23 protein-coding genes and 1 riboswitch are annotated in these 23,913 nt (G+C 68.9%); of the genes, 12 read left to right on the top strand and 11 right to left on the bottom strand.

Annotated features, from left to right (window positions below):
- The first annotated feature begins 2 nt into the window (after nt 1–2).
- From MAY35_RS00555 to MAY35_RS00540, 4 genes are read left to right on the top strand one after another with little or no spacing between them, the layout of a single operon-like run.
- Nucleotides 3–1,079 carry an acyl-CoA dehydrogenase family protein gene (locus MAY35_RS00555; protein ID WP_238418678.1) on the top strand — a complete coding sequence of 359 codons (1,077 nt, stop codon included), beginning with the start codon at nt 3–5 and terminating at the stop codon, nt 1,077–1,079.
- Complete coding sequence (locus MAY35_RS00550) at nt 1,055–1,804, top strand: ABC transporter ATP-binding protein (RefSeq protein WP_374237902.1); 750 nt, start codon at nt 1,055–1,057, stop codon at nt 1,802–1,804. The genes MAY35_RS00555 and MAY35_RS00550 overlap by 25 nt, the downstream gene beginning before the upstream one ends.
- Complete coding sequence (locus MAY35_RS00545; RefSeq protein WP_238418677.1) at nt 1,801–2,964, top strand: ABC transporter substrate-binding protein; 1,164 nt, start codon at nt 1,801–1,803, stop codon at nt 2,962–2,964. The genes MAY35_RS00550 and MAY35_RS00545 overlap by 4 nt, the downstream gene beginning before the upstream one ends.
- Entirely contained in the window at nt 2,961–3,746 is a 786-nt protein-coding gene (locus tag MAY35_RS00540) for an ABC transporter permease (RefSeq protein WP_238418676.1), read from the top strand. The genes MAY35_RS00545 and MAY35_RS00540 overlap by 4 nt, the downstream gene beginning before the upstream one ends.
- 9 nt (nt 3,747–3,755) lie before the next feature.
- Here MAY35_RS00540 and MAY35_RS00535 read toward each other — a convergent pair whose 3' ends face one another.
- Nucleotides 3,756–5,249: a DHA2 family efflux MFS transporter permease subunit gene (locus tag MAY35_RS00535; RefSeq protein ID WP_245403479.1), complete on the bottom strand. Its 1,494-nt coding sequence runs from the start codon at nt 5,247–5,249 to the stop codon at nt 3,756–3,758.
- 282 nt (nt 5,250–5,531) lie between these two features.
- Between MAY35_RS00535 and MAY35_RS00530 the strand changes: the two genes are divergently transcribed.
- Together MAY35_RS00530 and MAY35_RS00525 are read left to right on the top strand one after the other, a co-directional pair.
- Nucleotides 5,532–6,575 (top strand): Lrp/AsnC family transcriptional regulator, encoded by a 1,044-nt coding sequence (locus tag MAY35_RS00530; RefSeq protein ID WP_238418674.1) that lies wholly within the window; start codon nt 5,532–5,534, stop codon nt 6,573–6,575.
- Nucleotides 6,576–6,619: 44 nt separating this feature from the next.
- A complete protein-coding gene (locus tag MAY35_RS00525) occupies nt 6,620–7,942 on the top strand; it encodes a ClC family H(+)/Cl(-) exchange transporter (protein ID WP_238418673.1) in 1,323 nt (440 codons plus the stop codon).
- A gap of 134 nt (nt 7,943–8,076) precedes the next feature.
- Here the strand turns inward: MAY35_RS00525 and MAY35_RS00520 are convergent, their stop codons facing one another.
- From MAY35_RS00520 to MAY35_RS00510, 3 genes are read right to left on the bottom strand one after another with little or no spacing between them, the layout of a single operon-like run.
- Nucleotides 8,077–8,907, bottom strand: coding sequence for an ABC transporter ATP-binding protein (locus MAY35_RS00520; RefSeq protein WP_238418672.1), 831 nt, complete (start codon nt 8,905–8,907; stop codon nt 8,077–8,079).
- Nucleotides 8,904–10,049, bottom strand: coding sequence for a FecCD family ABC transporter permease (locus tag MAY35_RS00515; RefSeq protein ID WP_374237901.1), 1,146 nt, complete (start codon nt 10,047–10,049; stop codon nt 8,904–8,906). The genes MAY35_RS00520 and MAY35_RS00515 overlap by 4 nt, the downstream gene beginning before the upstream one ends.
- Complete coding sequence (locus MAY35_RS00510; protein ID WP_238418671.1) at nt 10,046–11,089, bottom strand: iron ABC transporter permease; 1,044 nt, start codon at nt 11,087–11,089, stop codon at nt 10,046–10,048. Before MAY35_RS00510 ends, MAY35_RS00515 begins: the two co-directional genes overlap by 4 nt.
- A gap of 319 nt (nt 11,090–11,408) precedes the next feature.
- Between MAY35_RS00510 and MAY35_RS00505 the strand changes: the two genes are divergently transcribed.
- A complete protein-coding gene (locus MAY35_RS00505; RefSeq protein ID WP_238418670.1) occupies nt 11,409–11,921 on the top strand; it encodes a hypothetical protein in 513 nt (170 codons plus the stop codon).
- Nucleotides 11,922–12,143: 222 nt separating this feature from the next.
- On the opposite strand, the gene MAY35_RS00500 is transcribed toward MAY35_RS00505, so the two are convergent.
- Together MAY35_RS00500 and MAY35_RS00495 are read right to left on the bottom strand one after the other, a co-directional pair.
- Nucleotides 12,144–13,541 carry an FAD-dependent oxidoreductase gene (locus MAY35_RS00500; protein ID WP_238418669.1) on the bottom strand — a complete coding sequence of 466 codons (1,398 nt, stop codon included), beginning with the start codon at nt 13,539–13,541 and terminating at the stop codon, nt 12,144–12,146.
- Nucleotides 13,542–13,720: 179 nt separating this feature from the next.
- A complete protein-coding gene (locus tag MAY35_RS00495; RefSeq protein WP_238418668.1) occupies nt 13,721–14,746 on the bottom strand; it encodes an ABC transporter substrate-binding protein in 1,026 nt (341 codons plus the stop codon).
- Nucleotides 14,747–14,930: 184 nt separating this feature from the next.
- Here MAY35_RS00495 and MAY35_RS00490 point away from each other — a divergent pair, with 184 nt between their 5' ends.
- The 3 genes from MAY35_RS00490 to MAY35_RS00480 are packed head-to-tail and all read left to right on the top strand — an operon-like array spanning nt 14,931 to nt 17,025.
- On the top strand, nt 14,931–15,401 hold the full coding sequence (locus tag MAY35_RS00490) for a hypothetical protein (protein ID WP_238418667.1): 471 nt from the start codon (nt 14,931–14,933) through the stop codon (nt 15,399–15,401).
- Entirely contained in the window at nt 15,398–15,811 is a 414-nt protein-coding gene (locus MAY35_RS00485; RefSeq protein WP_238418666.1) for a rhodanese-like domain-containing protein, read from the top strand. Before MAY35_RS00490 ends, MAY35_RS00485 begins: the two co-directional genes overlap by 4 nt.
- The gene (locus MAY35_RS00480) at nt 15,808–17,025 is read left to right on the top strand and encodes an O-succinylhomoserine sulfhydrylase (RefSeq protein ID WP_238418665.1); all 1,218 of its coding nucleotides are present in this window, start codon (nt 15,808–15,810) and stop codon (nt 17,023–17,025) included. The genes MAY35_RS00485 and MAY35_RS00480 overlap by 4 nt, the downstream gene beginning before the upstream one ends.
- 3 nt (nt 17,026–17,028) lie before the next feature.
- Here the strand turns inward: MAY35_RS00480 and MAY35_RS00475 are convergent, their stop codons facing one another.
- Nucleotides 17,029–18,105, bottom strand: a complete 1,077-nt coding sequence (locus tag MAY35_RS00475) for an isochorismate synthase MenF (protein ID WP_238418963.1) — start codon at nt 18,103–18,105, stop codon at nt 17,029–17,031.
- A gap of 107 nt (nt 18,106–18,212) precedes the next feature.
- A riboswitch (SAM riboswitch) is annotated at nt 18,213–18,328 on the top strand.
- Between the two features lie 18 nt (nt 18,329–18,346).
- On the opposite strand from MAY35_RS00475, the gene MAY35_RS00470 reads away from it, so the two are divergent.
- Both MAY35_RS00470 and MAY35_RS00465 read left to right on the top strand, forming a co-directional pair.
- Nucleotides 18,347–19,225: an aminotransferase class V-fold PLP-dependent enzyme gene (locus tag MAY35_RS00470; RefSeq protein ID WP_238418664.1), complete on the top strand. Its 879-nt coding sequence runs from the start codon at nt 18,347–18,349 to the stop codon at nt 19,223–19,225.
- The gene (locus tag MAY35_RS00465) at nt 19,222–19,767 is read left to right on the top strand and encodes a hypothetical protein (protein ID WP_238418663.1); all 546 of its coding nucleotides are present in this window, start codon (nt 19,222–19,224) and stop codon (nt 19,765–19,767) included. The genes MAY35_RS00470 and MAY35_RS00465 overlap by 4 nt, the downstream gene beginning before the upstream one ends.
- A gap of 60 nt (nt 19,768–19,827) precedes the next feature.
- On the opposite strand, the gene MAY35_RS00460 is transcribed toward MAY35_RS00465, so the two are convergent.
- Genes MAY35_RS00460 through MAY35_RS00445 form a run of 4 tightly spaced genes read right to left on the bottom strand, consistent with a single transcriptional unit; the run spans nt 19,828 to nt 23,893 of the window.
- On the bottom strand, nt 19,828–21,444 hold the full coding sequence (locus tag MAY35_RS00460) for an acyl CoA:acetate/3-ketoacid CoA transferase (protein WP_238418662.1): 1,617 nt from the start codon (nt 21,442–21,444) through the stop codon (nt 19,828–19,830).
- A 33-nt stretch (nt 21,445–21,477) separates the two neighbouring features.
- The gene (locus MAY35_RS00455; RefSeq protein WP_238418661.1) at nt 21,478–21,960 is read right to left on the bottom strand and encodes a MaoC/PaaZ C-terminal domain-containing protein; all 483 of its coding nucleotides are present in this window, start codon (nt 21,958–21,960) and stop codon (nt 21,478–21,480) included.
- Nucleotides 21,957–23,135, bottom strand: coding sequence for a glycerate kinase (locus MAY35_RS00450; protein WP_238418660.1), 1,179 nt, complete (start codon nt 23,133–23,135; stop codon nt 21,957–21,959). The genes MAY35_RS00455 and MAY35_RS00450 overlap by 4 nt, the downstream gene beginning before the upstream one ends.
- On the bottom strand, nt 23,132–23,893 hold the full coding sequence (locus MAY35_RS00445) for an SDR family NAD(P)-dependent oxidoreductase (protein ID WP_238418659.1): 762 nt from the start codon (nt 23,891–23,893) through the stop codon (nt 23,132–23,134). Before MAY35_RS00445 ends, MAY35_RS00450 begins: the two co-directional genes overlap by 4 nt.
- Nucleotides 23,894–23,913 lie beyond the last annotated feature (20 nt).

Genomic DNA, 23,913 nt, shown 5'->3' with positions numbered 1-23,913 from the left:
ACATGGGACCGACCCTCACCGCCGGCAAATCCGAGGTGACCGGCGTGGACACCGTCGGCGACGTCGTGTCGTCAGTGGCCGACCGGGCGCGCGATCTCGATGCGGGCCGGACCGACACCCGGGTGGACATCGCCGCGGCCGGTCGTGCCGGCCTACTCGACAGGGGAGTCGGGGCGCACGATGATCACTCCGCGTCGGTGGCCTCCATGGTCGAGGTCATCGAGCGTGTGTCGGCGGCGAGCCTGTCGGTCGGCTTCTCACTCTGGGCTCAGCGGATGGTGATCGAGTACGTGGCCCGCGCGCCGGAACGGCTTCGGCAACAGCATCTTCGGTCGCTCGTGTCCGGCGACCGGATCGGGGTCACCGCCATGGCGGCCGGCCTCAAACAGGTCGCCGGACTGGGCGAGGTACCCATCACGGGCCACGTCGGTCCGGACGGACTGGTGATCAACGGCCCGATCCGGTGGGCTTCCAACGTCTACGACGAATCGCTCATCGTCCTGCCGGTGCGCACCGGGGACACCACACTCGTGGTCGTCGTCGACGCGAACGCTCCCGGTGTCGAGATCCGAACCGCACCGGAGCTGATCGGACTCGGGTCGACGGCGTCGACCTCCCTCGCGCTCCACGATGTGGTGGTCGGTGAGGAGAATGTGATCTCCGACGACCTCACGTCGTTCGTGCGTCGCATCCGCCCGGTGTTCCTGCTGCTCCAGTGCTCGTTCTGCAGCGGCGCCATCGGTTCGGCGCTGGACGGGGCCGCCGGCTCGTTGACCGGTGTCAACGAGGTCTTCCGCGCCGAGTTCGACCACCGGACAGCCGATTTCGTCGACATCCGGCAGCGCCTGGGGGACTATGCGGTCGATCCGTCGGCACCGTCACCCGCCGAGCTGATCCGCCTGCGACTCGATGCGGCCCAGACCGCGGCGGCGTCCTCCCGGCTCGAGGCCACAGTTCGCGGCGGTGCCGGCTACGCCACCGGGAGCGACACCAATCGCCGTTTTCGGGAGACCGCCTTCATCCCCATCCAATCACCTTCGGAAGGACAGCTGCGGTGGGAACTCGCGCAGTTCGAATAACGGGCGGCCGCAAGTCGTTCCGCGGTCACACCGTCCTCTCCGACATCGACTTCACGGTCGACGAGGCCGAGTTCGTGGCGATTCTCGGACGGAGCGGAAGTGGGAAGACGACGTTGCTGCGGGTCCTGGCCGGGCTCGAGACCCTCACCGCCGGAACCCTCGACTGGTCCGACGACACCGACGCCGGACGACCGCACACCGGCGTCGTGTTCCAGCGACCGTTGCTGATGCCGTGGCTGACCGTCGGTGAGAACATCGGGTTCGGTCGACGCTTCGCCGCGCACCGCGCCGCCTTCGACCGTGCCTATGCGCAGGGTCTGCTCGACCGGTTCGGGCTCGCCGGTCTCGCCGACCGCTATCCCGATGAGCTGTCCGGCGGTCAGGCGCAACGGGTGGCGATCATCCGGGCCGCCGCGATCCGACCCCGGCTGCTACTGCTCGACGAGCCGTTCAGCGCGCTCGACCCCGCGGTCCGCGGCGAACTGCAGACCTGGTTGGCCGAGCTCACCGCCGAGTTGGCCATCACCGTCGTCCTCGTGACCCACGACGTCGACGAGGCGATCAGGCTCGCCGACCGCGTCGTCCTGCTGTCCGAGACCGGCCGGATCGGTGCGCAATGGTCGCTCACTCCCGACTCCACCGGCTCCGTCGTCGATCGGTCGGACCCGGTGCGCCGCTCCGACATCCTCGCGAACTTCGGCCGGCAGGTGGGGCAGAAGGTGTGAACCCCTCCATCTCGCGTCGTGCACTCCTGACCGGGCTCGGCGGTCTCACGGTCGCGGGCGGGATCGGCGGCGTCGTCGGGCTGGGCCGCGCCGCGACGGCCGACCCGCCGGGCGCCACCGACGCGCTGCGCCTCGGCTACCTGCCGATCACCGACGCATCACCGTTGCTCATCGCCCACTCGGCGAGACTCTACGATCCGGCGGCCGTCAGTGCGACCAAACCGGTGCTGTTCCGCAGCTGGTCCTCGCTGGCCGAGGCCTTCGTGACGCGCAAGGTCGATGTCGTTCATCTGCTGATGCCGATGGCTGTCGCGTTGCGGTATTCGATGAACAGTCCGGTGCAGGTACTGGGCTGGAACCACACCAACGGATCGGCGCTGACCGTGGCCCCCGACATCGTCGAGCTCGGGCAGCTGGCAGGCTCCCAGATAGCGATCCCGGCCTGGTGGTCGATCCACAACATCATCCTGCAGAGGCTGCTGCGGCAGCACGGTCTGCGTCCGGTTATCCGGTCCGGCGCCTCTCGCGGTGACCGGACCGTCGAACTCGTCGTCATGAGCCCGTCGGACATGGTTCCGGCCCTCGCCAACGGGTCGATCGGCGGTTACGTCGTCGCCGATCCGTTCAACGCCATGGCGCAGGTGCGCGGGATCGGTCGGATACACACGTTCCTGGGAGACGTCTGGCGTCAGCACGCGTGCTGTGCGCTGCTCGTCCACCAGTCCGCCATCGACGAACGCCCCGCGGCGGTCCAGTCACTCGCCGACTCCGTGGTGGCAGCGCAACACCACCTCGACCTCGATCGTCGACGGGCCGCGGCCGAGTTGTCCGGAGGCTATCTGCCGCAACCGACACCGGCCATCGCCAAAGCTCTGACGTACGATCCGGCCGACTTCGTCGTCGCCCACCCCGACTGGCAACCGCAGCGGCTCGGTTTCGAGCCGTTCCCGTTCGCGAGCTTCACCGAGCGGCTGGTCGCCGAGATGGACAACACGATCGTCGACGGCGACCGTCGATTCCTCGATCGGATCGACCCGGCGACCGTGCACGCCGATCTCGTCGACGACCGTTTCATCCGCACCGCCATCGAATCCCGCGGTGGTGCCGTGGCTCTCGGCCTGCCCGCCGACCTCACGAGAACTGAGCAGGTGACCTCATGACGCTGCTGACCAAGGACGAGTCGCTCACGCCCCGTCGACGACCGGGGTCGACGCTCGTGCCCCCGGCGATCGCGATCGCCACGCTCATCGCGCTCTGGTGGCTCAGCACCACCGTCATCCCCTCCGCGGATTCGCTTGCGCGACAGTTCGCGCCGCAGCAGGTGTTCCCGGCGATGGTGCAACTGCTCGATCGGGGTGTGTTGTTGCCCGACATCGGCCTGAGCCTGTGGCGCCTGGTGATCGGGCTCCTGATCGCGGTCGTGCTCGGTCTCCCGCTGGGGCTGCTGATCGGGCTGAGCATCACCGCCGACCGGGCGGCCAACCCCATCGTCGCCTTCCTGCGGATGATCTCGCCGCTGTCCTGGGCCCCGATCGCGGTGATGGTCTTCGGGATCGGCAACGAGCCGGTCATCTTCCTGATCGCGATCGCGGCGATCTGGCCGATCGTCATCAACACCGCGGCCGGAGTGAAGGCGATCGACAGCGGCTACCTCGAAGTCGCGAGATCGTTCCACGCCACCCGCATCGAGGTCCTGACGACGGTGGTGGTGCCGGCGATCCGCGGCAACGTCCAGACCGGGATCCGGGTGGCCCTGGGTATCGCCTGGGTGGTACTCGTACCCGCCGAGATGCTGGGTGTGCGTTCAGGTCTCGGCTACCAGATCCTCAACGCACGCGACCAGCTCGCCTACGACCAGGTGGCCGCTGTGATCGTGGTCATCGGCATCCTCGGGTTCCTGCTCGACGCCGGCGCGCGGCTGCTGCTCACCCGACGGCGCTGAGCCGCGGAATCACACCGTCTGCGACTCTTCGACGGATCGGGCGGGGCGCAGCATCACCAGCGCGAGGACCGCGGCGCCGGCGGTGAGGACCCCGGAGAACACCAGGCACAGGTGCATCCCGTCGAGGAACGCGGTGCCGACGGCGTGCATCACGGCGGGTGTGTCCGCACCCAGGTCGAGGCCGGACACCGCACCGAGTCCCTCTCCGTCGACCGCACCGACCACGCGGTCGCGTACCGCCTCGCCCACACCGGCATCGGCGAGGGCGTCCGGCAGGGAGTTCACCGCACCTGCGGTGAGCAGTGCGCCGAGCAGGGCCGGGCCCAGTGCGCCGCCGACCTGGCGGAAGGCGTTGTTGCCTGCGGCGGCCATGCCCGCGAGGTGGTAGGGCACCGCGGACACGGCGGTCGCCGTCATCGGTGCCATCACGAGGCCCATGCCCAGGCCGAGGACCACGAGGCGCCAGCACAGCGCGACGAACGAGGTGTCGGCGTCGACGGTGAGCAGCGCGAAGAGGGCGAGCGACACCATGATCAGGCCGCCGCCGATCAGCAGGCGCGCCGGAATGCGGTGCATCATCTTGCCCGCGAGCGCGCCGACCAGCATCGACGCGGCGTTCATCAGGGCCAGCCGCCATCCGGCTTCGACGGTGCCGAGTTGCTGGACCATGCCCAGGTACATGCTCAGCACGAAGATGAAGCCGATGAGGGCGAGGAAGGTGATCATCGCTACCAATGTGGTGGCGGTGAAGGCGCGGCTGCCGAACAGGCGGAGGTCGAGCATGGGGCTGTCCGAACGCCTTTCGACCACGACGAACGTGACGCCGGCGATCACGGCGACCAGCGATGCGACGATGACGCGAGCGTCGACGAATCCGTAGACCCCGGCCTCGATGACGCCGAACACCAGGGCGGTCACCGCGATCGCGGCGGAAATCTGTCCGGGCCAGTCCAGGCGGCGTGCCTGTGGTGCCCGGGATTCGGGCAGGGTGATGAAGGCGATGACGAGCGCGATCACCGCAACCGGGATGGGCAGCACATAGATCCAGCGCCACCCGATGGCCTCGGCGACCGGTCCGGCGACCAAGGGTCCCACCGTCAGCGACAACATCAGCGACGACGCCCAGAGGCCGATGAACTTGCCGCGTTCGCGGAAGTCGGGGACGGCGTGACTGATGAGGGCGAGCGTCGTCGGCAACAGTGCCGCGGCCCCCGTACCGGCCAGCGCCTGCCCGAGCCAGACCATCGCGATCGACTGCGCGGTCAGCGCGACCAGGGCACCCAGCGCGGTCAGGCAGAGACCGACGAGGTAGACCTTGCGCCGGCCGTGGACGTCACCGAAGACCCCCGCGGTGAGGATGAACGCCGCCATCGGCAGGACGAATGCGTCTTGCACCCAGGACAACTGGGCGGTGGTCGCGCCGAACGCCGTGCCGATGGCGGGCAGCCCCACGGCGACGCTCGTGATCGGCAGGTAGGCGACGAAGACCCCGAGGCAGGCCATCACGAGGGTGGCCGTGCGGCGTTCAGGGACCGGGGTGAGATGGGCGGGCCCTGGCACGGTGGAGGCAGTGGGTGTGGACCCAAACGGGATGGACCCAGCAGGGATGGACCCAGCAGGACTGAACGCGGTCACTCGCTCTCGCTTTCGGGGGTACGGAAGGTGTGTCGCCGAACGGCGCAGATCTTCCATTCTCCGGTGGCGGTCCGCGAAATCCCCTCTTGATCCGCCTGGACCGCACAGAACCTCCGCCCTGACCCGAAACAGCGTTACACTTCTGCCACCATGGACGAGATCGACGGCACGATCCTGCGCGCACTCCAGGTGTCCCCGCGTGCGTCGTTCCGCCAACTCGGCGAGGTCGCGGGGGTGTCGGAGCAGACTGCCGCGCGTCGGTATCAGGCGCTGCGGAGAGCCGGGGTGATGAAGGTGGTCGGCATCATCAAGCCGTCGGTGCGCGGGCAGTCGGAATGGGTTGCGCGCGTGCGGTGCCGGCCGGACCGGATGGAGTCTCTGGCCACGTCACTGGCACGCCGTCGCGACGTCGCCTTCGCCTATGTCGTCTCCGGTGGCGCCGAGATCGTGTGCGTCCTCCGCGCGCCCCTCGGGGTGGTGGGGGAAGAGGCTGTCGCCCAGGTGTTCCCGACTCGCGCGTCGATCATCGACGTCCGCATCGATCTCGTGTTGCACGCCTTCGACCTCGGGCAGCCCGCGTCGCGGTGGACGGGTTTCGGGGGGCATCTGTCGCACGAGTCCCGAGCCCTGCTCGCCGGCGGCCCTGACGCAGCCGACCCGGTGCCGGTCGATGACGACCCCGCCCCCGGAGACGAGCCGTCGGGCGACGATCGGACGGGCAGTGCGCGGTTGGGTCCCGACGACGCCGTACTCATCGACGCGCTCACCCAGGACGGACGGTTGCCGCATCGGGAGCTGGCGCGTATCTGCGGCTGGACGGTCGGACGGGTCCGCCGGAGACTCCGCACTCTCGAACGCGGCGGCGCCTTGCACTACGACGTCGAGATCCTGCCCGAGCGACTCGGTTTCGGCCTGAGTGCCACGCTGTGGTTGACCGTGCTGCCCTCGGCACTCGACCGTGCGGGAGCCGAGCTGGTGGCGCACGACGAGGTCGCGTTCGCGGCCGCCATCAGCGGCGAGCAGAACCTGATCGTCGCGGTCATCTGCCGGGACACCGCCGCGTTCTACGACTACCTGCGCACGAGACTCGCCGCGGTCGACGGGGTCACCGGGTACTCGGTCAGCATCCGCATGCGCCGCCTCAAGCAGAATGCCTCGCTGGTGATGCAGGGGCGATTGATCCAGCCGGTGTGATGCGCCGGGCACCCGGAGCGCGGCACGCGCGGTAGCGTCCACGTGTGATGTCGCCACAGACCGCGGACCGGGGCATGGTGCGGCTGTGTGTGCTGGCCGTCGTCGCCGGCCTCGCCACCGGGTTGATCGGCGGCGCGTTCCGCTGGTGTCTGGAACATCTCGAACGGTGGCGCCACGACATGCTCGAATGGTCGGCGGGTCTCGGTGTGCCCGGATGGTTCGTACCGATCGCGGTCACCGCGGCAGGCGCCACCGCCGGCGCGCTGGCCGTCCGACTCGTACCGACGGCCGCGGGCAGCGGCATTCAGCACGTCGAAGCAGTCGAACGCGGTGAGGCGACCGCGGCGCCGCTCCGGCTCATCCCGGCGAAGTTCGCCGGCGCGCTCGCCGCGATCGGCTCGGGCCTCGTCCTCGGTCGCGAGGGGCCCACCGTGCACATGGGTGCTGTCGTGGGCGCCGAAACCGCCCGGCGCGGTGGCCTCGACGACGCCGATGTCCGGGTCATGCAGACATCGATGAGCGGCGCGGGCCTGGCGGTGGCATTCACCGCCCCCATCGGCGGTGCCCTGTTCGCGCTCGAGGAGGTCGGTCGCTCGTTCCGCCTGCGCCTGGTGGTGCCCACCGTGTTCGCCGTCGTGGCGGCGGTGGCGGCCGGTCGGCTGATACTCGGCGACCCTCCCGAGTTCGTCGTTCCGTCCATCACCGTCCCGTCGGTGACCCTGCTGCCCGTGTTCGTCGTGTTCGGACTGCTGTCGGGGCTGATCGGGATCGCCTACAGCCGAGTGGTTCTCGGGACCCTCGGCTGGGTGGGAGGGTTCACCCGCGTGCCACCGATGGCCCGGGCTGCCGTGATCGGTGCCGTGATCGGGGCGCTCCTCGCCGCCGACGCCCGGACCGCGGGCGGTGGCGACGATCTCACCCAGGCCGTGTTCGACGGTGGAGTCGTGCTGCCCGCGCTCATCGTGCTGTTCCTGGTGCGCTTCGTCGCGGGCCCGTTATCCTACGCCGCGGGCACGCCGGGCGGACTGTTCGCCCCGCTGCTGGCGCTCGGTGCCCTGTGGGGCGCAACCTTCGCCGAGTTCGCCGACGTCGTCGTGCCACTCTCCGATGCGGGCGACGCGGGATTGCGCGGTGCGCTGATCCTGGCCGGGATGGCCGCCCTGTTCGGCGCGGTCGTGCGGGCGCCGCTCACCGGAATGGTCGTGGTCATGGAGATGACCGCGACGACCACCGTCGCCCTGCCCATGCTGGCCGCGACCGCCGCGGCCGTTCTCGTCGCCCACATGTCCGGATCGCCGCCGGTCTACGATTCGCTCCGCGAGCGCATGCTCGCGACTTCGGCTCGGCGAGAGGACCCTGCTCCCTGAGGTGCGAGCGCGTGAACCGTCCTTTGCTCCCTGAGGTGCGAGCGAAGCGAGCCTCGAAGGGCTCCGGAACGTTACTCACCAGGCCCTTCGTGGCTCGTCGCTATCGCTCCTCGCACCTCAGGGAGCAGTGGTCATCAGGACGTGGCGGAGGTCCGTGAGTCGAGGGGAACGATCAGCGGGCCGCCGGAGATCGGGTCGGTCATGACGTGGGCGCGGAGGCCGAAGGCCTCGTCGAGGATATCGGCGTCGATGACGTCGGACGGTGAGCCGGTGGTCACGATCGCGCCCTTGCGCATGACGAACAGTGAATCGCTGTAGCGCGCGGCGAGATTGAGATCGTGCAGGACCATGACGATGGTCTTGCCGTGATCCTCGCGTAGCCGCCGGACGAGATCGAGCACGTCGATGGAGTGGGCCAGGTCGAGATAGGTCGTCGGCTCGTCGAGCAGGATGAGGTCGGTGTCCTGGGCGAGTGTCAGGGCGATCCACACGCGCTGACGCTGTCCACCCGAGAGTGCGTCGAGTGTTCGGTCGGCGAGATCGAGCGTGTCGGTCATCTCCATCGCCTGGGCCACCGCGGCCTCGTCGGCGGCACTGGCCTGCTGGAACCAACGCTGGTGCGGGTGACGGCCCCGTGCCACGAGGTCGGCGACGGTGAGTCCCTCCGGCGCGATGGGATTCTGCGGCAGGATCGCCAATGTGCGGGCGACCTGCTTGGGCCGGATCGAGGAGATGTCCTCGCCGTCGAGATACACCGAACCGGCCTTGGGTGGCAGGAGGCGGGCCAGGCAGCGCAGCAGCGTCGACTTGCCGCACCCGTTCGAGCCGATGATCGTCGTGACCTGCCCGTCCGGGATGTCGACGTCGAGGCCGTCGATGACGATCCGTTCGTCGTAGCCCACCGTCAACCCGACTCCGCGCAGACGCGCGGTGTCGGTCGAGGTTTCGAGAGTTCGTGCGGTCATACGCTCGCCTTCCGGGACATGGCGATCATCAGATAGATCAGGAACGGGCCGCCGATCGCGGCGGTGACGATGCCGACCGGCAGGCCGCCGGGAAGCACTGCGCGACAGAGCAGATCTCCGCCGAGCACCAGCGACGAGCCGATGAGTCCCGACAGCAGCGGCGTGGGGACCGCGGTGCCGGCCAGGCGAAGTGCGATCTGCGGGGCCAGGAGGGCGACGAAAGCGATCGGACCGGCCGCGGACACGCTCAGGGCGGCGACGAGGACCGCGGTCAGCAGCAGCGTCGTCGACACCACCCCGGTCCGCACGCCGAGTCCGCGCGCGAGGTCGGGGCCGAGACTGAGCATGCCGATCTGCCGCGCCAGACCGACGACCACGAGCATGCTCACGACGACCCCGGCCGCGACCGGCCACACGTTGGACCAACCGACGTTGGCCACCGAGCCGACGATCCACACCTGGGCGCGGGCGACGTCCTGGATGTCGGCGCGGGTCAGCAGAAAGTTCGTGAGCGCCTGCAACATCCACGTCAACCCGACGCCGATCAGGACGAGCCGGAACGGGTTGATCCCGGTGTTCGCCTTGCGGCCCGGCCAGGCCAGGAAGTACATGAGGGCAGCGGTGAGCAGACCTCCGACCATCGCCGATGCCGGGACGCCGAGTTCACCGAACACCGACCCCCAACTGGTCGTCGAGAAGGCGATCGCGGCGACGGCCGCGGCGCCGGCGCCGGCGGTGATGCCGAGCATGTCGGGGGTGGCGAGCGGGTTCTGGGCGATGAGCTGGGTGAGCGACCCCGCCATGCCGAGACCGAAACCGACCAGCAGCGCGACGAGTGCCCGGGGAAGTGCCACGTCGAAGACGACGACGTTCTCGACCCGGGTACCGCCGCCGAGCAGGATGCGCGCGACGTCGATCGGGGTGAGCGGGAAGTCGCTGACACCGACGCTCGTCAGGAACAGGAGGAGTGCGACCGCCGTGGACACCAGGGCGACGCCGAGCATCCGCGGGCGCACCACCATCGACACCGGCTCGATCGCGATCCGGTAGCCACCGGGGTGCGGCGCGATGCGCGATCCGGATCTCTGCAGTGGGGATCCCGGTTGGGTGGGCTCGGTCTTGCCGGAGGTCGGCGTGCTCACACGGTCCCCAATCTCTGCCGTCGGACCATGAAGATCAGGAACGGTGCGCCCACCAGGGCCATCATCACTCCGACCTGCACCTCGCCCGGCCGGGCGACCAGGCGGCCGAGGATGTCGCAGCCGACGAGCAGTATCGCGCCCAGGATGGCCGAGTACGGGATGATCCACCGATAGTCGGTCCCGACGATCGCCCGGGCGACGTGCGGCACGACCAGTCCGAGGAAGACGATGGGTCCGCAGGCGGCGGTCGCCGCTCCGATGAGCAGGGTGATGGTCAGCACCCCGAGTGACCGGATCAGCACGACCCGGGAACCGAGTGCCTTGGTCATGTCGTCACCGAGGCTCAGGACGTTGAGGAAGAAGCCGCTCGCCAGGGCGAGCACCAGACCGATGCCGATGAACGGGAGGCTGGCCCAGAAGACGTCGATGCCACGTCCGGCGGTCGAGCCGACGCTCCAGAACCGCCACTGGTCCAGCGAGGCGGTGTCGACGAGCACGATCGAGGACGTGACGGCGGTGAGCGTCGCCGTGAGCCCCGTGCCCGCGAGGATCAGGGTGAGAGGGCTCGAACCGCTGAGCGCGGACAGTCCGAAGACCACCGTCGCGGCGATGACCGCGCCGAGTAGACCGAAGAACATGAACGCGATCGGGCTGCTGATCCCCAGCAGGTAGATGCCGCCGACCACGGCGCACGCCGCACCCGCGTTGACCCCGAGCATGCCGGGATCGGCGATCGGGTTGCGGGTGTGTCCCTGGGTGATGGCGCCGGCCGCACCGATGGCGAGCCCGGCGGACAGTCCGAGGAGGGTACGGGGCACGCGCAGGTCCCAGACGATGCCGTCGACGTCGGTGGCCTTGGGGACCTGGGGCATGCGGAAGTCGAGGAGAGCGGTCCAGATCTCGTGGGCACCGGCGGTGAAGCTCGGCCAGATCTCGTCGAGCGGTACCGGCCGCGTCCCGAAGAGCACCGAGGCAACCACCAGCGCAGCGAGGGCCGCCAGCAGGAGCGGGATGCCGAGAACTCGGAGGGAGCGGCGCACGAAGGTAAACCTTACCAACCTTCGCCAGGGCCTCTCCGGCGCCCGGGTACTCGCTTCCCCGACGGAGTCGGTCCCATGTCCCCGCCGACGGAGTCGGTCCATGTTTCCGCCGACGGTGTCGGTCCCATAACGAATTGCCCACGAAACCTGAGCGGAGGCTGTGCCCGCGGTAACACTTCGCTCAGGCTTGGTCGATAGTCCCGGTGTCGGTGGGGATCTCGACCGACAAGCCACACAGGTCGCCGGTCACGCGTCGAACACGTACGCGGACGGTGACGTCGGGAACACGCATGGTGTCGCCTACGAACGAGGAGGATCGATGAAATCGCTGAAACGAGCTGTCACAGGGCTGCTGGTCGCCGCAGGAGTCGCAGGTGGGACGCTGGTGGGTGTCGCGCCGGCGCAGGCCGCCGTTCCCAACCTCCAGCTGACGGGCGGTGTCTACTGCCAGTTCGCGGCTCCGGGCACTCCGTGGAATCAGGCGTGGAGCATGACCCGGTTCATGCGGGTCACCGCGCGTGACGGCGAGTTCCGCAATGTCACCCTGCAGGAGATCAACGGCGCGACCAAGTTCAAGTCGCAGCTGAAGAAGAACGAGTCGCTCACGATCAAGACCGTCTGGTTCGGCTGCTTCCCGTCGTCGATCGCCGGGTACGCGATCTCCGACTACGCCGAGAACCTGACCGACAACGCCGGTTTCTGGTGGAACGTCCGTCGCGTCGACAATCCGTTGGAGCGATTCGGCACGGGCTCGTCCGCGTCGTCCGCCTCGGTTGCACTGACCGGCGGTGGCACCGACGTCGAGGGTGTTCCCGCGATCCCGGGCCGCTGAGCCGAACCGAGACCGCTGAACCCACACAACTGAGCGTCCACGACGACAAGACATTTCGCGTCGGGCGGGTGCGGGGAGGACGCCTCCGCACACCGCCCGGCGCATGCGAAAGAGCGGCGACCGAGAGATCTCGGCCGCCGCTCTTGGCTTCGACAGGCTCAGCCGGCGGAGGTGGGCTCAGCCGGCGGAGGTGGGCTCAGCCGGCAGGAGAGCCCCGGTGTGTCACGCGGAGGGGCGTGACACCTTGTTCGGCTCGGACGCGGCGAGCATGTCCTCGCGCTCGACGACCTTGACGCGTTCGCGGCCTTCGGCGGCGCCGAGTGCGCGCTCGTGTTCGTCGAGTCGGTACCAGCCGTCCCAGGTGGTGAACGGGATGCTCTTGGATTCGAGCAGTTCGATGATCGCGTCCTCACCGGGCTTGCCCGGATCGTTGAGGACACCGGCCTCCATGTCCTTGAGGATGCAGTCGACGGTCTCGTTGGCGTCGCCCTTGGTGTGACCGATGAGGCCCACGGGACCGCGCTTGACCCAGCCGGTGGTGTAGATGCCGGTGAGCTGCTGACCCTCGTCGAAGACGCGTCCGGCCTCGTTGGGGATGACGCCGGCCTGCGAGTCGAACGGGATCTCGGGCAGGTTGTCCGAGAGGTAACCGACCGCACGGTAGACCGCGCCGACCTCCCAGTCGGTGGTCTTGCCGGTCGGCTTGACGTTGCCGGTGCCGTCCAGTTGGGTGCGTTCGGTGCGCAGACCGACGACCTTGCCGTCCTCACCGAGGATCTCGGTGGGGCTTTCGAAGAAGTGCAGGAACAACTTGTGGATCGCGCCCTGCTTGGGCTCGCGGATCGCGTAGTTCTCGATGATCGTGGCGACCTGGTCGGTGATCTTCGATCCGCGGCGTGCCACGGCCGAGCCCTCGTCGTAGTCGATGTCCTCGGGATTGACCACGACCTCGATGTTGGGGGAGTGGTCGAGCTCTTTGAGCTCTAGCGGGGTGAACTTCGCCTGCGCCGGGCCGCGACGGCCGAACACGTGGACCTCGATGGCCTTGTTGGCCTTGAGTCCTTCGTAGACGTTGGCGGGGATCTCGGTGGGCAGCAGTTCGTCGCCGGTCTTGGCGAGTACGCGTGCGACGTCGAGGGCGACGTTGCCGACGCCGATGACCGCGACCTTCTCGGCCTCGAGGGGCCAGGTGCGCGGGAAGTCGGGATGCCCGTCGTACCAGGCGACGAACTGGGCGGCGCCGTAGCTGCCGTCGAGGTCGATGCCGGGGATGTCGAGGACGCGGTCGTCGGTGGCGCCGGTGGAGAAGATCACCGCGTCGTAGTGGGCGCGGAGCTCGTCGAGGGTGATGTCGGTGCCGTAGTCGACGTTGCCCAGCAGGCGGACCTGCGGCTTGTCGAGCACCTTGTGCAGGGCGGTGATGATGCCCTTGATGCGCGGGTGGTCGGGCGCGACGCCGTAGCGGATCAGGCCGAACGGAGCGGGCATGCGCTCGTAGAGATCGATGCTGACGCCGCGGTCCTTCGCGGTGTCGGACTTCATCAACGCGTCGGCGGCGTAGATCCCGGCGGGACCGGCACCGACGATCGCAACCCGCAGCGGGCGGCTGTTCTCGCTCATGGAGTAGGTGTCTTCCGTTGCTCAGCACGCGCGGATCAGCAAATCCGGTGACCCCCAGGTCCACGCGTATGGATAAGGCCTATCCCTTCTACGGTAGGCGCTTGCCTGCCACGACCAAAATCCATCTGTGAGGTAACCCTCACTCGGGAGGTGTGGCGATACCCGGTTGCCGGGCCGACTCACGCCTTCCCGGCCGCCGCGGCGATCGGTTCGACGGCCTGACCCGCAACCCACGGGATGGTCAGCACGGTTGGTACCGACATCGCGCTGCCCACCTCTTGGGGCAGGTAGACGACGCGTCCCGACCTGACGACGTTCAGACGGTTGAAGGCGGCGTTGTTGCGGAGTCGATCGTTGGAGCCCTGCCAGTCGACGGCGATGACGACGTCGGCGGCGTCGAGCAGGTTGAGGCTCTCGGCGGGCACCTCGCCGTAGAACCCGTTGCTGATCGAACCCTGGAGCGCGGGCGGGAATGCGAGTCCGTAGCCGGCGACGGTCTGTCCGCGGCCGTCGTCGGGCCCGTAGATGGACACGCCGCCGGTGGGGCTGGCGGTGATCACGACGGCGGTCTTGCCGGCCAGCTGCGGGTTCTTCTCGCGGACGCCGGCGAGGAACTGCTCGGTCTCGGTGATCTTGCGGTCGGCGAGCTCGGGCAGCCCGATCGCGGTGCCGATCTGCCGGGTCTGTGCGTCCCACGGCACCTGCCACGGCTTGAACTGGGCCGGTCGCACGATCGTCGGCGCGGTCTTGGTCAGCAGATCGAACTGATCCCGGGTGGGATCGGCGCCCACCGCGGTGATCAGGTCGGGTTCGGTGGCGAGGGCCTTGGGAATCTCGTCGCCGAAGGCGGCCGAGGCGTTGGCCAGCACCACGGGGTTCGAGTCGCCGATGAGTTCGGCGTTCCACGGCGCGGTCGCCTGGTCGGGATCGGCGAAGGGCGCGATCGTCGTCGGCGTGACGCCGAGCGCGAGCAGGGTGTCGCCGTCGCCGACGCCCATCGCCGCGATGCGCTTGGGTGGCTGCTCGACCGTCACCGGTGCGTACGCCTGCTGCACGGTCACCGGTATCGCACCGGATTCGGGGGCGGGCACCTGCGCCATACCCTCGTCGACGGACTCGTCGGGCGATGAACACGACGTCGCCACCATCGCGGCCGCGAGGAGCGCGAAGATCAGCGTGAGTGTTCGGTGTTCGGAGATGCGCATCCGGGTTCCTTGCTGGTCGTGCCGTGCGGCGTCGGCGATCTCGGAGAGTGCCCGGCCACCTGTTCGAAGTTTCTTAGGGCCACCTTACTCACGACCGCCGGGTTGTCGACGTGCCCGGGGCCTCGCCGGCGGGGCGCCGACGCCGGTCGGCGCCGCCACCCGGGCGGTCGATAGACTGCCCGCCATGGCCAGAGCTGCAGGTGAGGGTGACCAGGCGCCCCCGTCGTGGAAGAACGCCTGGCCGTTCTTCGTCGCGGCCGGCGTCGTCGGACTCGTGGTGCTCGGGGTGGTGCTGTCGAACGTCAGCCGGCCGCCGGAGGACCGGGTGAGTGACTCGGCCCAGGTGCAGTACGCGATCAACGACGTCTACACGGCTCGTAACGGTCCGAACTACTCCGAGTACCGCGCCAACACCTGTGCGGCCGACGTCGAGGCCGCCGACTTCATCACCGAGGCGCAGTTCGTCGCGGACAACAGGGAGTCGCTGACCACCAACGGTCACATCGAGATCCCCGAGATCACCGAACTGGTGGTCGACGGTGACCGGGCGACCGCGAAAGTCCATTGGCACTATGACAAGACGCCCGACGACAAGAACGTCGTCGACACGGTCGTGGTGCGCGAGAACGGCGAATGGAAGGTGTGCTCCTCATGACCTATGCCGGAGACCTGACTCCCCGGGAAGCGTGGGAGAAGCTCGAGAACAATCCCGACGCGATCCTCGTCGACTGTCGGACGCGCGCGGAATGGTCGTTCGTCGGTGTGCCCGATCTCGAGATCCTCGGCAAGCGCACGATCTTCGCCGAGTGGACCACCTTCCCCGAAGGTCGACGCAACGACGACTTCATGACCCAGCTGCGCGATTCGGGCGTCGGTGACGACCACGAGGTCATCTTTCTGTGCCGGTCCGGCCACCGTTCCATCGGTGCGGCCGAGGCCGCGACTGCGGACGGGATCGCGAAGGCGTACAACGTCGTCGACGGTTTCGAGGGTGCGCTCGACGAGAACGATCATCGTGGTGCGTCGGGCTGGCGTGCCGAGAACCTGCCGTGGAGGCAATCGTGAGTCCTGATCTGCCCGTGGGTCGTCCGCTGCCCGAAGGGTTGTCGGCCGACACCATCGCGGTGCGCGGTGGACTGTCCCGCTCCGGATTCCACGAGACCTCCGAGGGCCTCTTCCTCACGAGCGGTTACGTCTACGACTCCGCCGAGGCCGCCGAGCGTGCCTTCACCGGCGAGGACGAACGTTTCGTCTACTCGCGCTACGGCAACCCGACCGTCGAGATGTTCCAGGAGCGTCTGCGCCAACTCGAGGGTGCCGAAGCGTGTTTCGCGACCGCGAGCGGCATGGCCGCGGTGTTCGTCGCGCTCGGGGCACTGCTCAAGGCCGGAGACCGGCTCGTCGCCGCCCGCAGCCTGTTCGGCTCCTGCTTCGTGGTGTGCAACGAGATCCTGCCGCGGTGGGGCGTGGAGACCGAGTTCGTCGACGGCGAAGACCTCGACCAGTGGGAGCGGGCGCTGTCCAAGCCCACCGACGCCGTGTTCTTCGAGACCCCGTCGAACCCGATGCAGAGCCTCGTCGACGTCGCGAAGGTGTCCGAACTGGCTCATGCCGCGGGCGCACAGGTGGTGCTGGACAACGTCTTCGCCACTCCGCTGCTGCAGCGTGGTCTCGACCTGGGCGCCGACGTCATCGTGTACTCCGGCACCAAACACATCGACGGGCAGGGCCGCGTCATGGGCGGCGCCGTCCTCGGCCCCAAGGACTACATCGACGGGCCGGTGCAGCAGTTGATGCGCCACACCGGTCCCGCGTTGAGCCCGTTCAACGCGTGGACGCTCGTCAAAGGCCTCGAAACCCTGCGCCTGCGCGTCGACGCCTCGGTCTCCTCGGCCTTGCGGATCGCGGAGTTCCTCGAGGGTGACCCGCGGGTGCGCTGGGTGAAATACCCTTTCTTGCAGTCACATCCGCAGTTCGAGCTGGCCACGAGTCAGATGTCGGGCGGCGGTACCGTGGTGACCTTCGAGCTGAACGACCACGACGGCATCGACGGCAAGAAGCGGGCCTTCGAGGTCCTCAACGGGTTGCGCGTCGTCGACATCTCCAACAATCTCGGCGATTCGAAGTCGCTGATCACGCACCCGGCCACCACCACCCATCGGGCGATGGGGCCCGAGGGTCGTGCGGCGATCGGGCTGAGCGACTCGGTGGTCCGGTTGTCGGTCGGACTCGAGGGTGTCGACGACCTCCTCGGCGATCTCGACCAGGCGTTGGGCTGACGATCAGTCGAGTCCGTCGATCCCCAAGGCGTTCAACACCGTCCGTAGTTTGAAGGCGGTCTCCTCGAGCTCACCCTGCGGATCGGAGTGTTCGACGATGCCGCCGCCTGCCCAGGTGCGCAGGCTGCGGCGGTCGGCGTCGAGTTCGAGACACCGGATGGTGACCATCCATTCGCCGTCGCCCGTGGCGTCGCACCACCCGACCGCCCCGGCGTAGAACCCGCGTTCCCCTTCGACCTCTCGGATGATTTGTGCGGCAACATCACTCGGCGTGCCGCAGACCGCGGGTGTCGGCCCGAGCAGGAGTGCGAGATCGAGCGCGGTGGTCGCGGGGTCGCGCAGCGTCGCCCGGATGGGCGTGGCCAGATGCCAGACCTCACCGGTGGATCGGAGCTGCGGGGTCGATGGCGCGTCGACGTCGTCGCAGAGGTGTGACAGGCGTTCCCGGAGGTGGTCGACGACGAATTCGTGCTCAGCGAGATCCTTTGCCGAGGAGGCGAGTTGGTCGGCGATCGCCCGGTCGGTGACGGGGTCGGACGACCGCGCCGCGGACCCGGCATACGGGTGACAGGTGACGACCGGGCCGGACTTGCGTAGGAGTACCTCGGGGCTCGCGCCGAGAAGCCAGGAGCCCGAACCGGTGGCTGCGCCCAGGTCGACGCCGAACGCGTTGTGTCCGGAGTTTCCGCCGGCGAGCGCGTCGAGCAGGTCGACGGGGGAGACCTCCGCGTCGAGGACGATGTCGAGGCTGCGGGCGAGAACCACCTTGCCCACGTCGCCGGCGACGATCCGTTTGACCGCGTGCGCGACACGTTCGCGGTGTTCGTCGGCGGATGGGTGCAGCTCGACCGAGACCGGCGTCCGGGACAGCGGCGGCCCGCCGGCGAGCGGCTCGTCGGTGATGTCGAGGTGCTGCGGCGCCACGAGCGCGGCCGCGTCGCGTACGTCGAACGGGATCGCACCGGTCAGTGCGGTGACGGCGCCCGATCGCAGTGCTGCCGACGCCTCGTCGACATCGGTGAAGCCACGCTTTGCTCCCCGACCTCGAACGGTGCCGTGGGGACGGGACAACACGAACACATCAGACGCTGACACGAGGAACACGCTACAGGTAAGTGTGCCCTAACTTCGGATCACGTTGAGTGAAAATTGACACTCTTCGAGCATATCGACGAGTCTTGACGGCAGGTCATGAGTACCAGTGACAAGCCCCGGCTCGCTGGTCGGCAACCCTCCTCCTCGGTGGGGTGCTCCGGGTGACGACCTGGCCGCACCCCGAACCCGGATGCGGCAAGCGTGGATTCCGAAGGAGTTATCTGCCATGACCGCTGTGCTGTCGGCCCCCATCGCGACCGGCGACGTCGTGCAACGCCCGCGGCTCGTCACCCGACGCCATGAGGATGCTCGAGACTCCTTGCGACGCTTCGTCCGCGGGCGCGTCGACGACACCGTCGTCGTCACCCGTGACCTCGCCGACGCCATCGGCCTCGCGGCGCACATCGCGCCCGGCGACGTCGTGGTCCTCTCCTCCGGGGACGGCCGGGATGCCGCATGGCCGGCGGGCCCGCAGGGCCGCGACCGGGCACGCGTCGTGCCGGTCGGCGAGTCCGTCGAGGACACGCTCTTCGTGCTGGAGTCCGAGCTCGCCGCGCACCCTGTGTGCCTTCTCGCGGTGATGACGACATCGGCCGGCACCGGCGAGGTCCTGCCCGTCGGCCGCCTCGCGTCGATCGCCCATCGCCACGGCGCGCGGATCTTCGTCGACGCCGAGCGACTCGTCGCCCATCGGCCGATCTCGATCGTCAGCCACGGCATCGACTACGTGGCGTTCTCGGCTGCGGGCAGGGGGAGAGCCTCCTCCTACGGCGTGTTGATCGGACGGTCGGACTGGTTCGCCGGCGCCGGGAGCGGAGCGAGCGGGCCGAATGTGACCGGCGCCGGGAGCGGAGCGAGCGGGCCGAATGTGACCGGCGCCGGGAGCGGAGCGAGCGGGCCGAATGTGGCCGGCGCCGGGAGCGGAGCGAGCGGGCCGGATCTTGCCGACGCCGCGGGCATCAACGGGTGCCTGAAAGCGTTGACGCCACCGACGGCCCGCACACCTGACCACCGCACACCTGACCACCGCAGACCTGAGCACCGCGCAACCGATCGACACCGTCTCGACCACACCGACCCGACATCGACGAGGGGTAACCGATGACCATCGAACTCGACGCACAGAAGCTTTCCGTCCAGCCGACCGCCGGTCCTCGCAGCACGGTGAGCATCGGTCGCCCCGCGTTCCGCGTTGCGGTTGCCGGTGACGCCGTCGCACAGGGGTTTCCGATCGTCGTGCGCCGCGAGACCCTGCGTGACGCACAACGGGCGCGGTCACTGGTCCGCGCCGGAAGCCACGATCAGGCGAACTTCGTGGTCGCGCTGGAGGTGGAGGTGGCGGTCGCCTCGGATGCCGCGTCCGCCCGCGCGTCGGCGGCCCGTGCGCAGGTCGCTGCCGGAGGCGGCTCGTCGAACCCTGCAGGCGGCGGCTCGGTGACTTCCGTCGTCGGTGGGAGCACCCCCGCGCCGGGCACCATCCGCTATGTCGGGACCACCCACGGCCTGCTCACGTTGTTGCGCGACATCTATGCCGCGGAGGTCGCCGACGCGGTCATCCTCGTGCCGATCGACGGGGACGCGACGGAACGGCGGATCCGGGAACAGGTCCTGCCGGTTCTGGAGGATCAGCGGTACCGGGTCGCGTGAGGGGACGCGGGGCGTCGAAGTCGATGAGACCCCGCGGTGGTCGGGGCAGTCGCTGTTGCGTCAGTCCAGGGCGCGAACGCGCGGGTGCGCCGGCATCGACTGCAGGGTGAGACCCATGGGTTCGGCGGCGAAGAGTGCAGACGACATCGTGCGGAGATCGGGGTCCACGAGCAGTTCGAACTCCGAGCGCGCGAGGACGTCGCGGTCGAGGTCGACGCCGGGGGCGATCTCCACCACGGTGAGGCCCTCGGGACGCAGTTCGAGGACCGCTCGCTCGGTGACGTAGAGGACGCGCTGCCCCTTCTCGATCGCCCGGCGACCCGAGAACGTCGGTGAGTCGACCTCGGTGACGAACTTGGTGTGTGGCCCGTCCGTGCGGATGTGCAGCCCACCGTCACGCATCTCGATGTCGCGTCGACCCGCGGTGAACGAGCCGACGAAGACGATCGACGGCGCGCCGGTGGTGATGTCGACGAACCCGCCGAGCCCCGCGGTCACGTGCCGGCGTTTCGGCAGGCTGTGCACGTTCACGTTGCCGTGGCGATCGATCTCGAGGAACGACAGCAGCGAGTGCTCGAAACCACCACCCTGGAGGAGCGTGAACTGGTCGGCGCTCTGCATGATGGCATCCGGGTTCTGTGACACCCCGAAGACGAAGTCGAGCAACGGGACCCCGCCGACGGCTCCTTGCTCGATGACCCATGAGACCGCCTTCGGGAGACCCTCCTCCACCAGGACATGGGGGACGAGCGCAGAGACGCCGAAGCCGATGTTGGCGATCTCACCGGAGCGCAGTTCGGCGGCGGCACGACGCGCCATGATCTTCTCCAGCGAGAAGGGCACCGGGTCGAGGGTGCTGAGCGGGCGGCGCATCTCACCCGAGATGGCGGGGTCGTACTGCGTCTGGGTGGTCTGCAGCTGGTGCGGGGTCACTACGATCGCGTCGACGAGAATGCCCGGCACCCGGACCGCCTGGGGACTCAGACTGCCGCCCTCGGCGAGGTACTTGACCTGTGCGATGACCACCCCGCCGTTGTTGTGCGCGGCATAGGCGAGGTCGAGCGCGCCCAGCGGCGACGCCTCTTCTTCGAAGGTGAGATTGCCGTGTGCGTCGGCGGTGGTCGCGCGGATGATCGCGACGTCCGGGACGATCGCCTCGTAGAACAGCCATTCCTGGCCGTCCATCTCCTGGACCCGCACGTAGGCGTTCGGGGTGACGGTGTTCATTCGGCCGGCGCCGATCCGCGGGTCCACGAAGGTCTGCAGACCGACCTGCGAGAGGACCCCCGGTTGCTTCGCGGCAGCGGCCCGGTGGACCTGGAACAGGACGCCCGAGGGCAGGTTGTAGGCCTCGATCTCGTTGTTCTCGATCATCTGCCAGATCGCCGGAGGGTCCGCGCTCGAAGGGCCGGAGGGATACGAACCGGCGACGACCCGGTCGAGGAGACCGGGGCGGGCGAGGTGGTCGATTCCCTTGATTCCCCACATGTCCCCGGCGGCGATGCAGTGGACGCTGGTGAGTCCCGACGGCGATCGGGTTTCCTCGTGGCGACGTCCGATGCCGGCGAGGACGGCGTCCGGACAGCCCAGCCCCGACGACGAGCTGACCGTGATCGTGTCACCGTCGTGGATGAGAGCGGCGGCCTGACGGGCGGTGAGTATGCGGGGTGTGTGCACGGGATTCCTCCTGGGAAAGGGGGCGTTCGGGGGTCAGGACGCGTCGTCGGGCTGGGGCAGGAACTTCATGATGTGCGTGGCGACCATGCAGGTCTGTCCACGCTGATCGGTGGCGACGACGGACGCGTATGACTTCTGCTCGTCGTCGTCGATCCGGTCGACGGTGTAGGTGATGGTGACGGTGTCGCCGAGGAAGACCGGCGCGACGAACCGGACACGGTCGTAGCCATAGGACACCGCTCGATCGCCCGAGCGCGCGGCGATCTGCGTGGACGCCGTCGAGGACAGGCCCAGGATGAGGACGCCGTGCGCGATGCGTTCGCCGTAGGACCCGGCCTCCATGTAGGCGCGGTCGATGTGGTTGGGGGCGAAATCGCCGGTGATGCCGGCAAATCCATAGACGTCGTACTCGCCGACGGTCTTGGTGAACGTCGCTGAGTCGCCGACCCTGAGACGACGTGCCATCGCACTCGACGGAAGCTCGGGTGCGGCGGGGTTCTCGGGCGTGGGGTTCATGTGCTCTGCGCTCCTGGCATGCCGAACGCTGTCGGCTCGTGGACGGTCTCGGCGACCATCCTGGTCGCCGAGCGGGCATGGGTGAAGGGTGCAGCGATCGCCGCGTCCGCCGTCCCGGCCGTGGCCGCGAGTTCGACACCGAGGTCTGGGGGAGTGGCCATCAGGCGACCGGCCACGACGAGGGAGCGCACGCCGTGTGCCGCACACTGCCGCAGCACCGTGCCGACGAGTTTGCCGCCCGACGAGGTGCGGTCGAAGCAGCCCTCCCCGGTGATGACGAGATCGGTCGTCCGCAGGGAGGCGGTCAGGCCGGTGAGCTGATTGATGCGCTCGGCGCCGGGGACGAGAGACGCGCCCCAGGCGCGCAGTCCGAAGCCTGCTCCGCCTGCGGCGCCGGTACCCGGTTCGGCGGTGCTGATGCCGAAGGCGTGCCCGGCAAGTGCGCCGAAGTGCCCGAGCGCGAGGTCGAGGGCCTGCCGGGTGTCCGCGTCCGCCCCCTTCTGGGCGCCGAAGGTGTGGGCCGCTCCGGACGGGCCGCACAGCGGAGCCGTCGTGTCGGCCAGTACTTCGACGCCGTCGGGTGGCAGCGGGGCCAGCCCCGTGGAGTCGATGCGCGCCACTCGACCGAGGTCCAGGGCGTCAGTGATGTCGAGGCGGCGATCGTTCTCGTCGTAGAGGCGGAGTCCGAGTTCGAGCAGTGCGCCCGCGCCGCCGTCGGTGGATGCCGAGCCGCCGAGGCCCACGACGATCCGACGCGCTCCCGCGTCGAGCGCCGCCCTGATCACCTGACCGAGTCCCCTCGACGTGGCCCGCGTCGGGCAGGGGTGCGCCATGAGGGGCAGGCCGCTCGACTCGGCCAGTTCGACCACCGCGACCGATCCCGGCAGTTCGAGCCACCGCGCCTGGACCGGGCGTCGGTCGGGCCCGCAGACGGGCTTGCCCACCACATGCCAGCGCGCTCGCGGAACCGAGGCGGCGACCGCCGCCATCGTCCCCTCGCCACCGTCGGCCTGCGGCAACACCGTCAGCCGGTCCGTCGGGCGGGCTTGGCGCCATCCGGCCGCCATCGCGGCCGCGATCTCCTGCGCGCTCGCGCTGCCCTTGAACGAATCCGGTGCGACGATCACATTCCACGGGCGGGCGCCCCGTGAGGCCACGTCGGGGGCGGTGCTCACGTGATGGAGTAGCCGCCGTCGACGGGCAGGACGACACCCGTCACGTAGCGCGCCGCATCGGAGACCAGGAATGTCACGACGTCGGCCACATCGTCGCCGTCGGCAAAACGTTGCAGTGGAATGCGATTCAGCTTCGCTGTCCGGAACTCCTCCTCGCCCAGGACATCCGCGGTCATCGGCGTCTCGATGTAACCCGGCGCGACGGTGTTGACCCGGATTCCGTATCTGCCGAGTTCCGCGGCGAGGCCCTTACCGAGTTGCGTCAGAGCCGATTTCGTCGCGCCGTAGGGAACGATGCCGGGTACGGCCCGGTCGGCCGAGAGCGAGGCGATGTTGACGATACTGCCCTTGGTCTCGATGAGGCACTTGGTCGCCTGCCTGATGAGTCGGAACGCCGAGGACACGTTCACCTCGAACAACCGGTGGAAGTCCTCGTCGGAGATGTCGACGGCGTCGGTCCGCTTCTGGATGCCCGCGGCGTTGACGACGACGTCGAGCCGGCCGGTGCGGGTGATGGCGAGGTCGATCGCCGCCTGCCCCACTGCCGCGTCGGTGAGATCGCCGCACACCGCCGAGCAGCCCAGCGACGTCATGACCTCGTCCACACGCGGGTCGGCGTCGAGGCCGACGACATGCACCCCACCTCGTGTCAGGGCAGCGGAGATCGCGGATCCGATACCGCCGGCCGCGCCGGTGACGATCGCAGTCCTGCCGGCCAATCCCTCGTGGATCCCGCCGGTGCTCGTCGTTACGGCCATCGCAGCCCTTTCGTTGCAGA

The sequence above is a fragment of the Gordonia sp. 'Campus' genome, assembly GCF_022206305.1.
GTDB lineage: Bacteria > Actinomycetota > Actinomycetes > Mycobacteriales > Mycobacteriaceae > Gordonia.
The sequence above is the reverse complement of the archived record's forward strand: the minus strand, read 5'-3'. Positions and strand labels throughout refer to the sequence as shown.

What these genes read in the sequence shown, in the direction of transcription:
- MAY35_RS00520 (WP_238418672.1), bottom strand. Translation starts at nt 8,907, where the DNA reads ATGACCGCACGAACTCTCGAAACCTCGACCGACACCGCGCGTCTGCGC.
- MAY35_RS00530 (WP_238418674.1), top strand. Translation starts at nt 5,532, where the DNA reads ATGGACGAGATCGACGGCACGATCCTGCGCGCACTCCAGGTGTCCCCG.
- MAY35_RS00555 (WP_238418678.1), top strand. Translation starts at nt 3, where the DNA reads ATGGGACCGACCCTCACCGCCGGCAAATCCGAGGTGACCGGCGTGGAC.
- MAY35_RS00540 (WP_238418676.1), top strand. Translation starts at nt 2,961, where the DNA reads ATGACGCTGCTGACCAAGGACGAGTCGCTCACGCCCCGTCGACGACCG.
- MAY35_RS00490 (WP_238418667.1), top strand. Translation starts at nt 14,931, where the DNA reads ATGGCCAGAGCTGCAGGTGAGGGTGACCAGGCGCCCCCGTCGTGGAAG.
- MAY35_RS00470 (WP_238418664.1), top strand. Translation starts at nt 18,347, where the DNA reads ATGACCGCTGTGCTGTCGGCCCCCATCGCGACCGGCGACGTCGTGCAA.
- MAY35_RS00465 (WP_238418663.1), top strand. Translation starts at nt 19,222, where the DNA reads ATGACCATCGAACTCGACGCACAGAAGCTTTCCGTCCAGCCGACCGCC.
- MAY35_RS00500 (WP_238418669.1), bottom strand. Translation starts at nt 13,541, where the DNA reads ATGAGCGAGAACAGCCGCCCGCTGCGGGTTGCGATCGTCGGTGCCGGT.
- MAY35_RS00485 (WP_238418666.1), top strand. Translation starts at nt 15,398, where the DNA reads ATGACCTATGCCGGAGACCTGACTCCCCGGGAAGCGTGGGAGAAGCTC.
- MAY35_RS00445 (WP_238418659.1), bottom strand. Translation starts at nt 23,893, where the DNA reads ATGGCCGTAACGACGAGCACCGGCGGGATCCACGAGGGATTGGCCGGC.
- MAY35_RS00495 (WP_238418668.1), bottom strand. Translation starts at nt 14,746, where the DNA reads ATGCGCATCTCCGAACACCGAACACTCACGCTGATCTTCGCGCTCCTC.
- MAY35_RS00455 (WP_238418661.1), bottom strand. Translation starts at nt 21,960, where the DNA reads ATGAACCCCACGCCCGAGAACCCCGCCGCACCCGAGCTTCCGTCGAGT.
- MAY35_RS00535 (WP_245403479.1), bottom strand. Translation starts at nt 5,249, where the DNA reads ATGGCCTGCCTCGGGGTCTTCGTCGCCTACCTGCCGATCACGAGCGTC.
- MAY35_RS00505 (WP_238418670.1), top strand. Translation starts at nt 11,409, where the DNA reads ATGAAATCGCTGAAACGAGCTGTCACAGGGCTGCTGGTCGCCGCAGGA.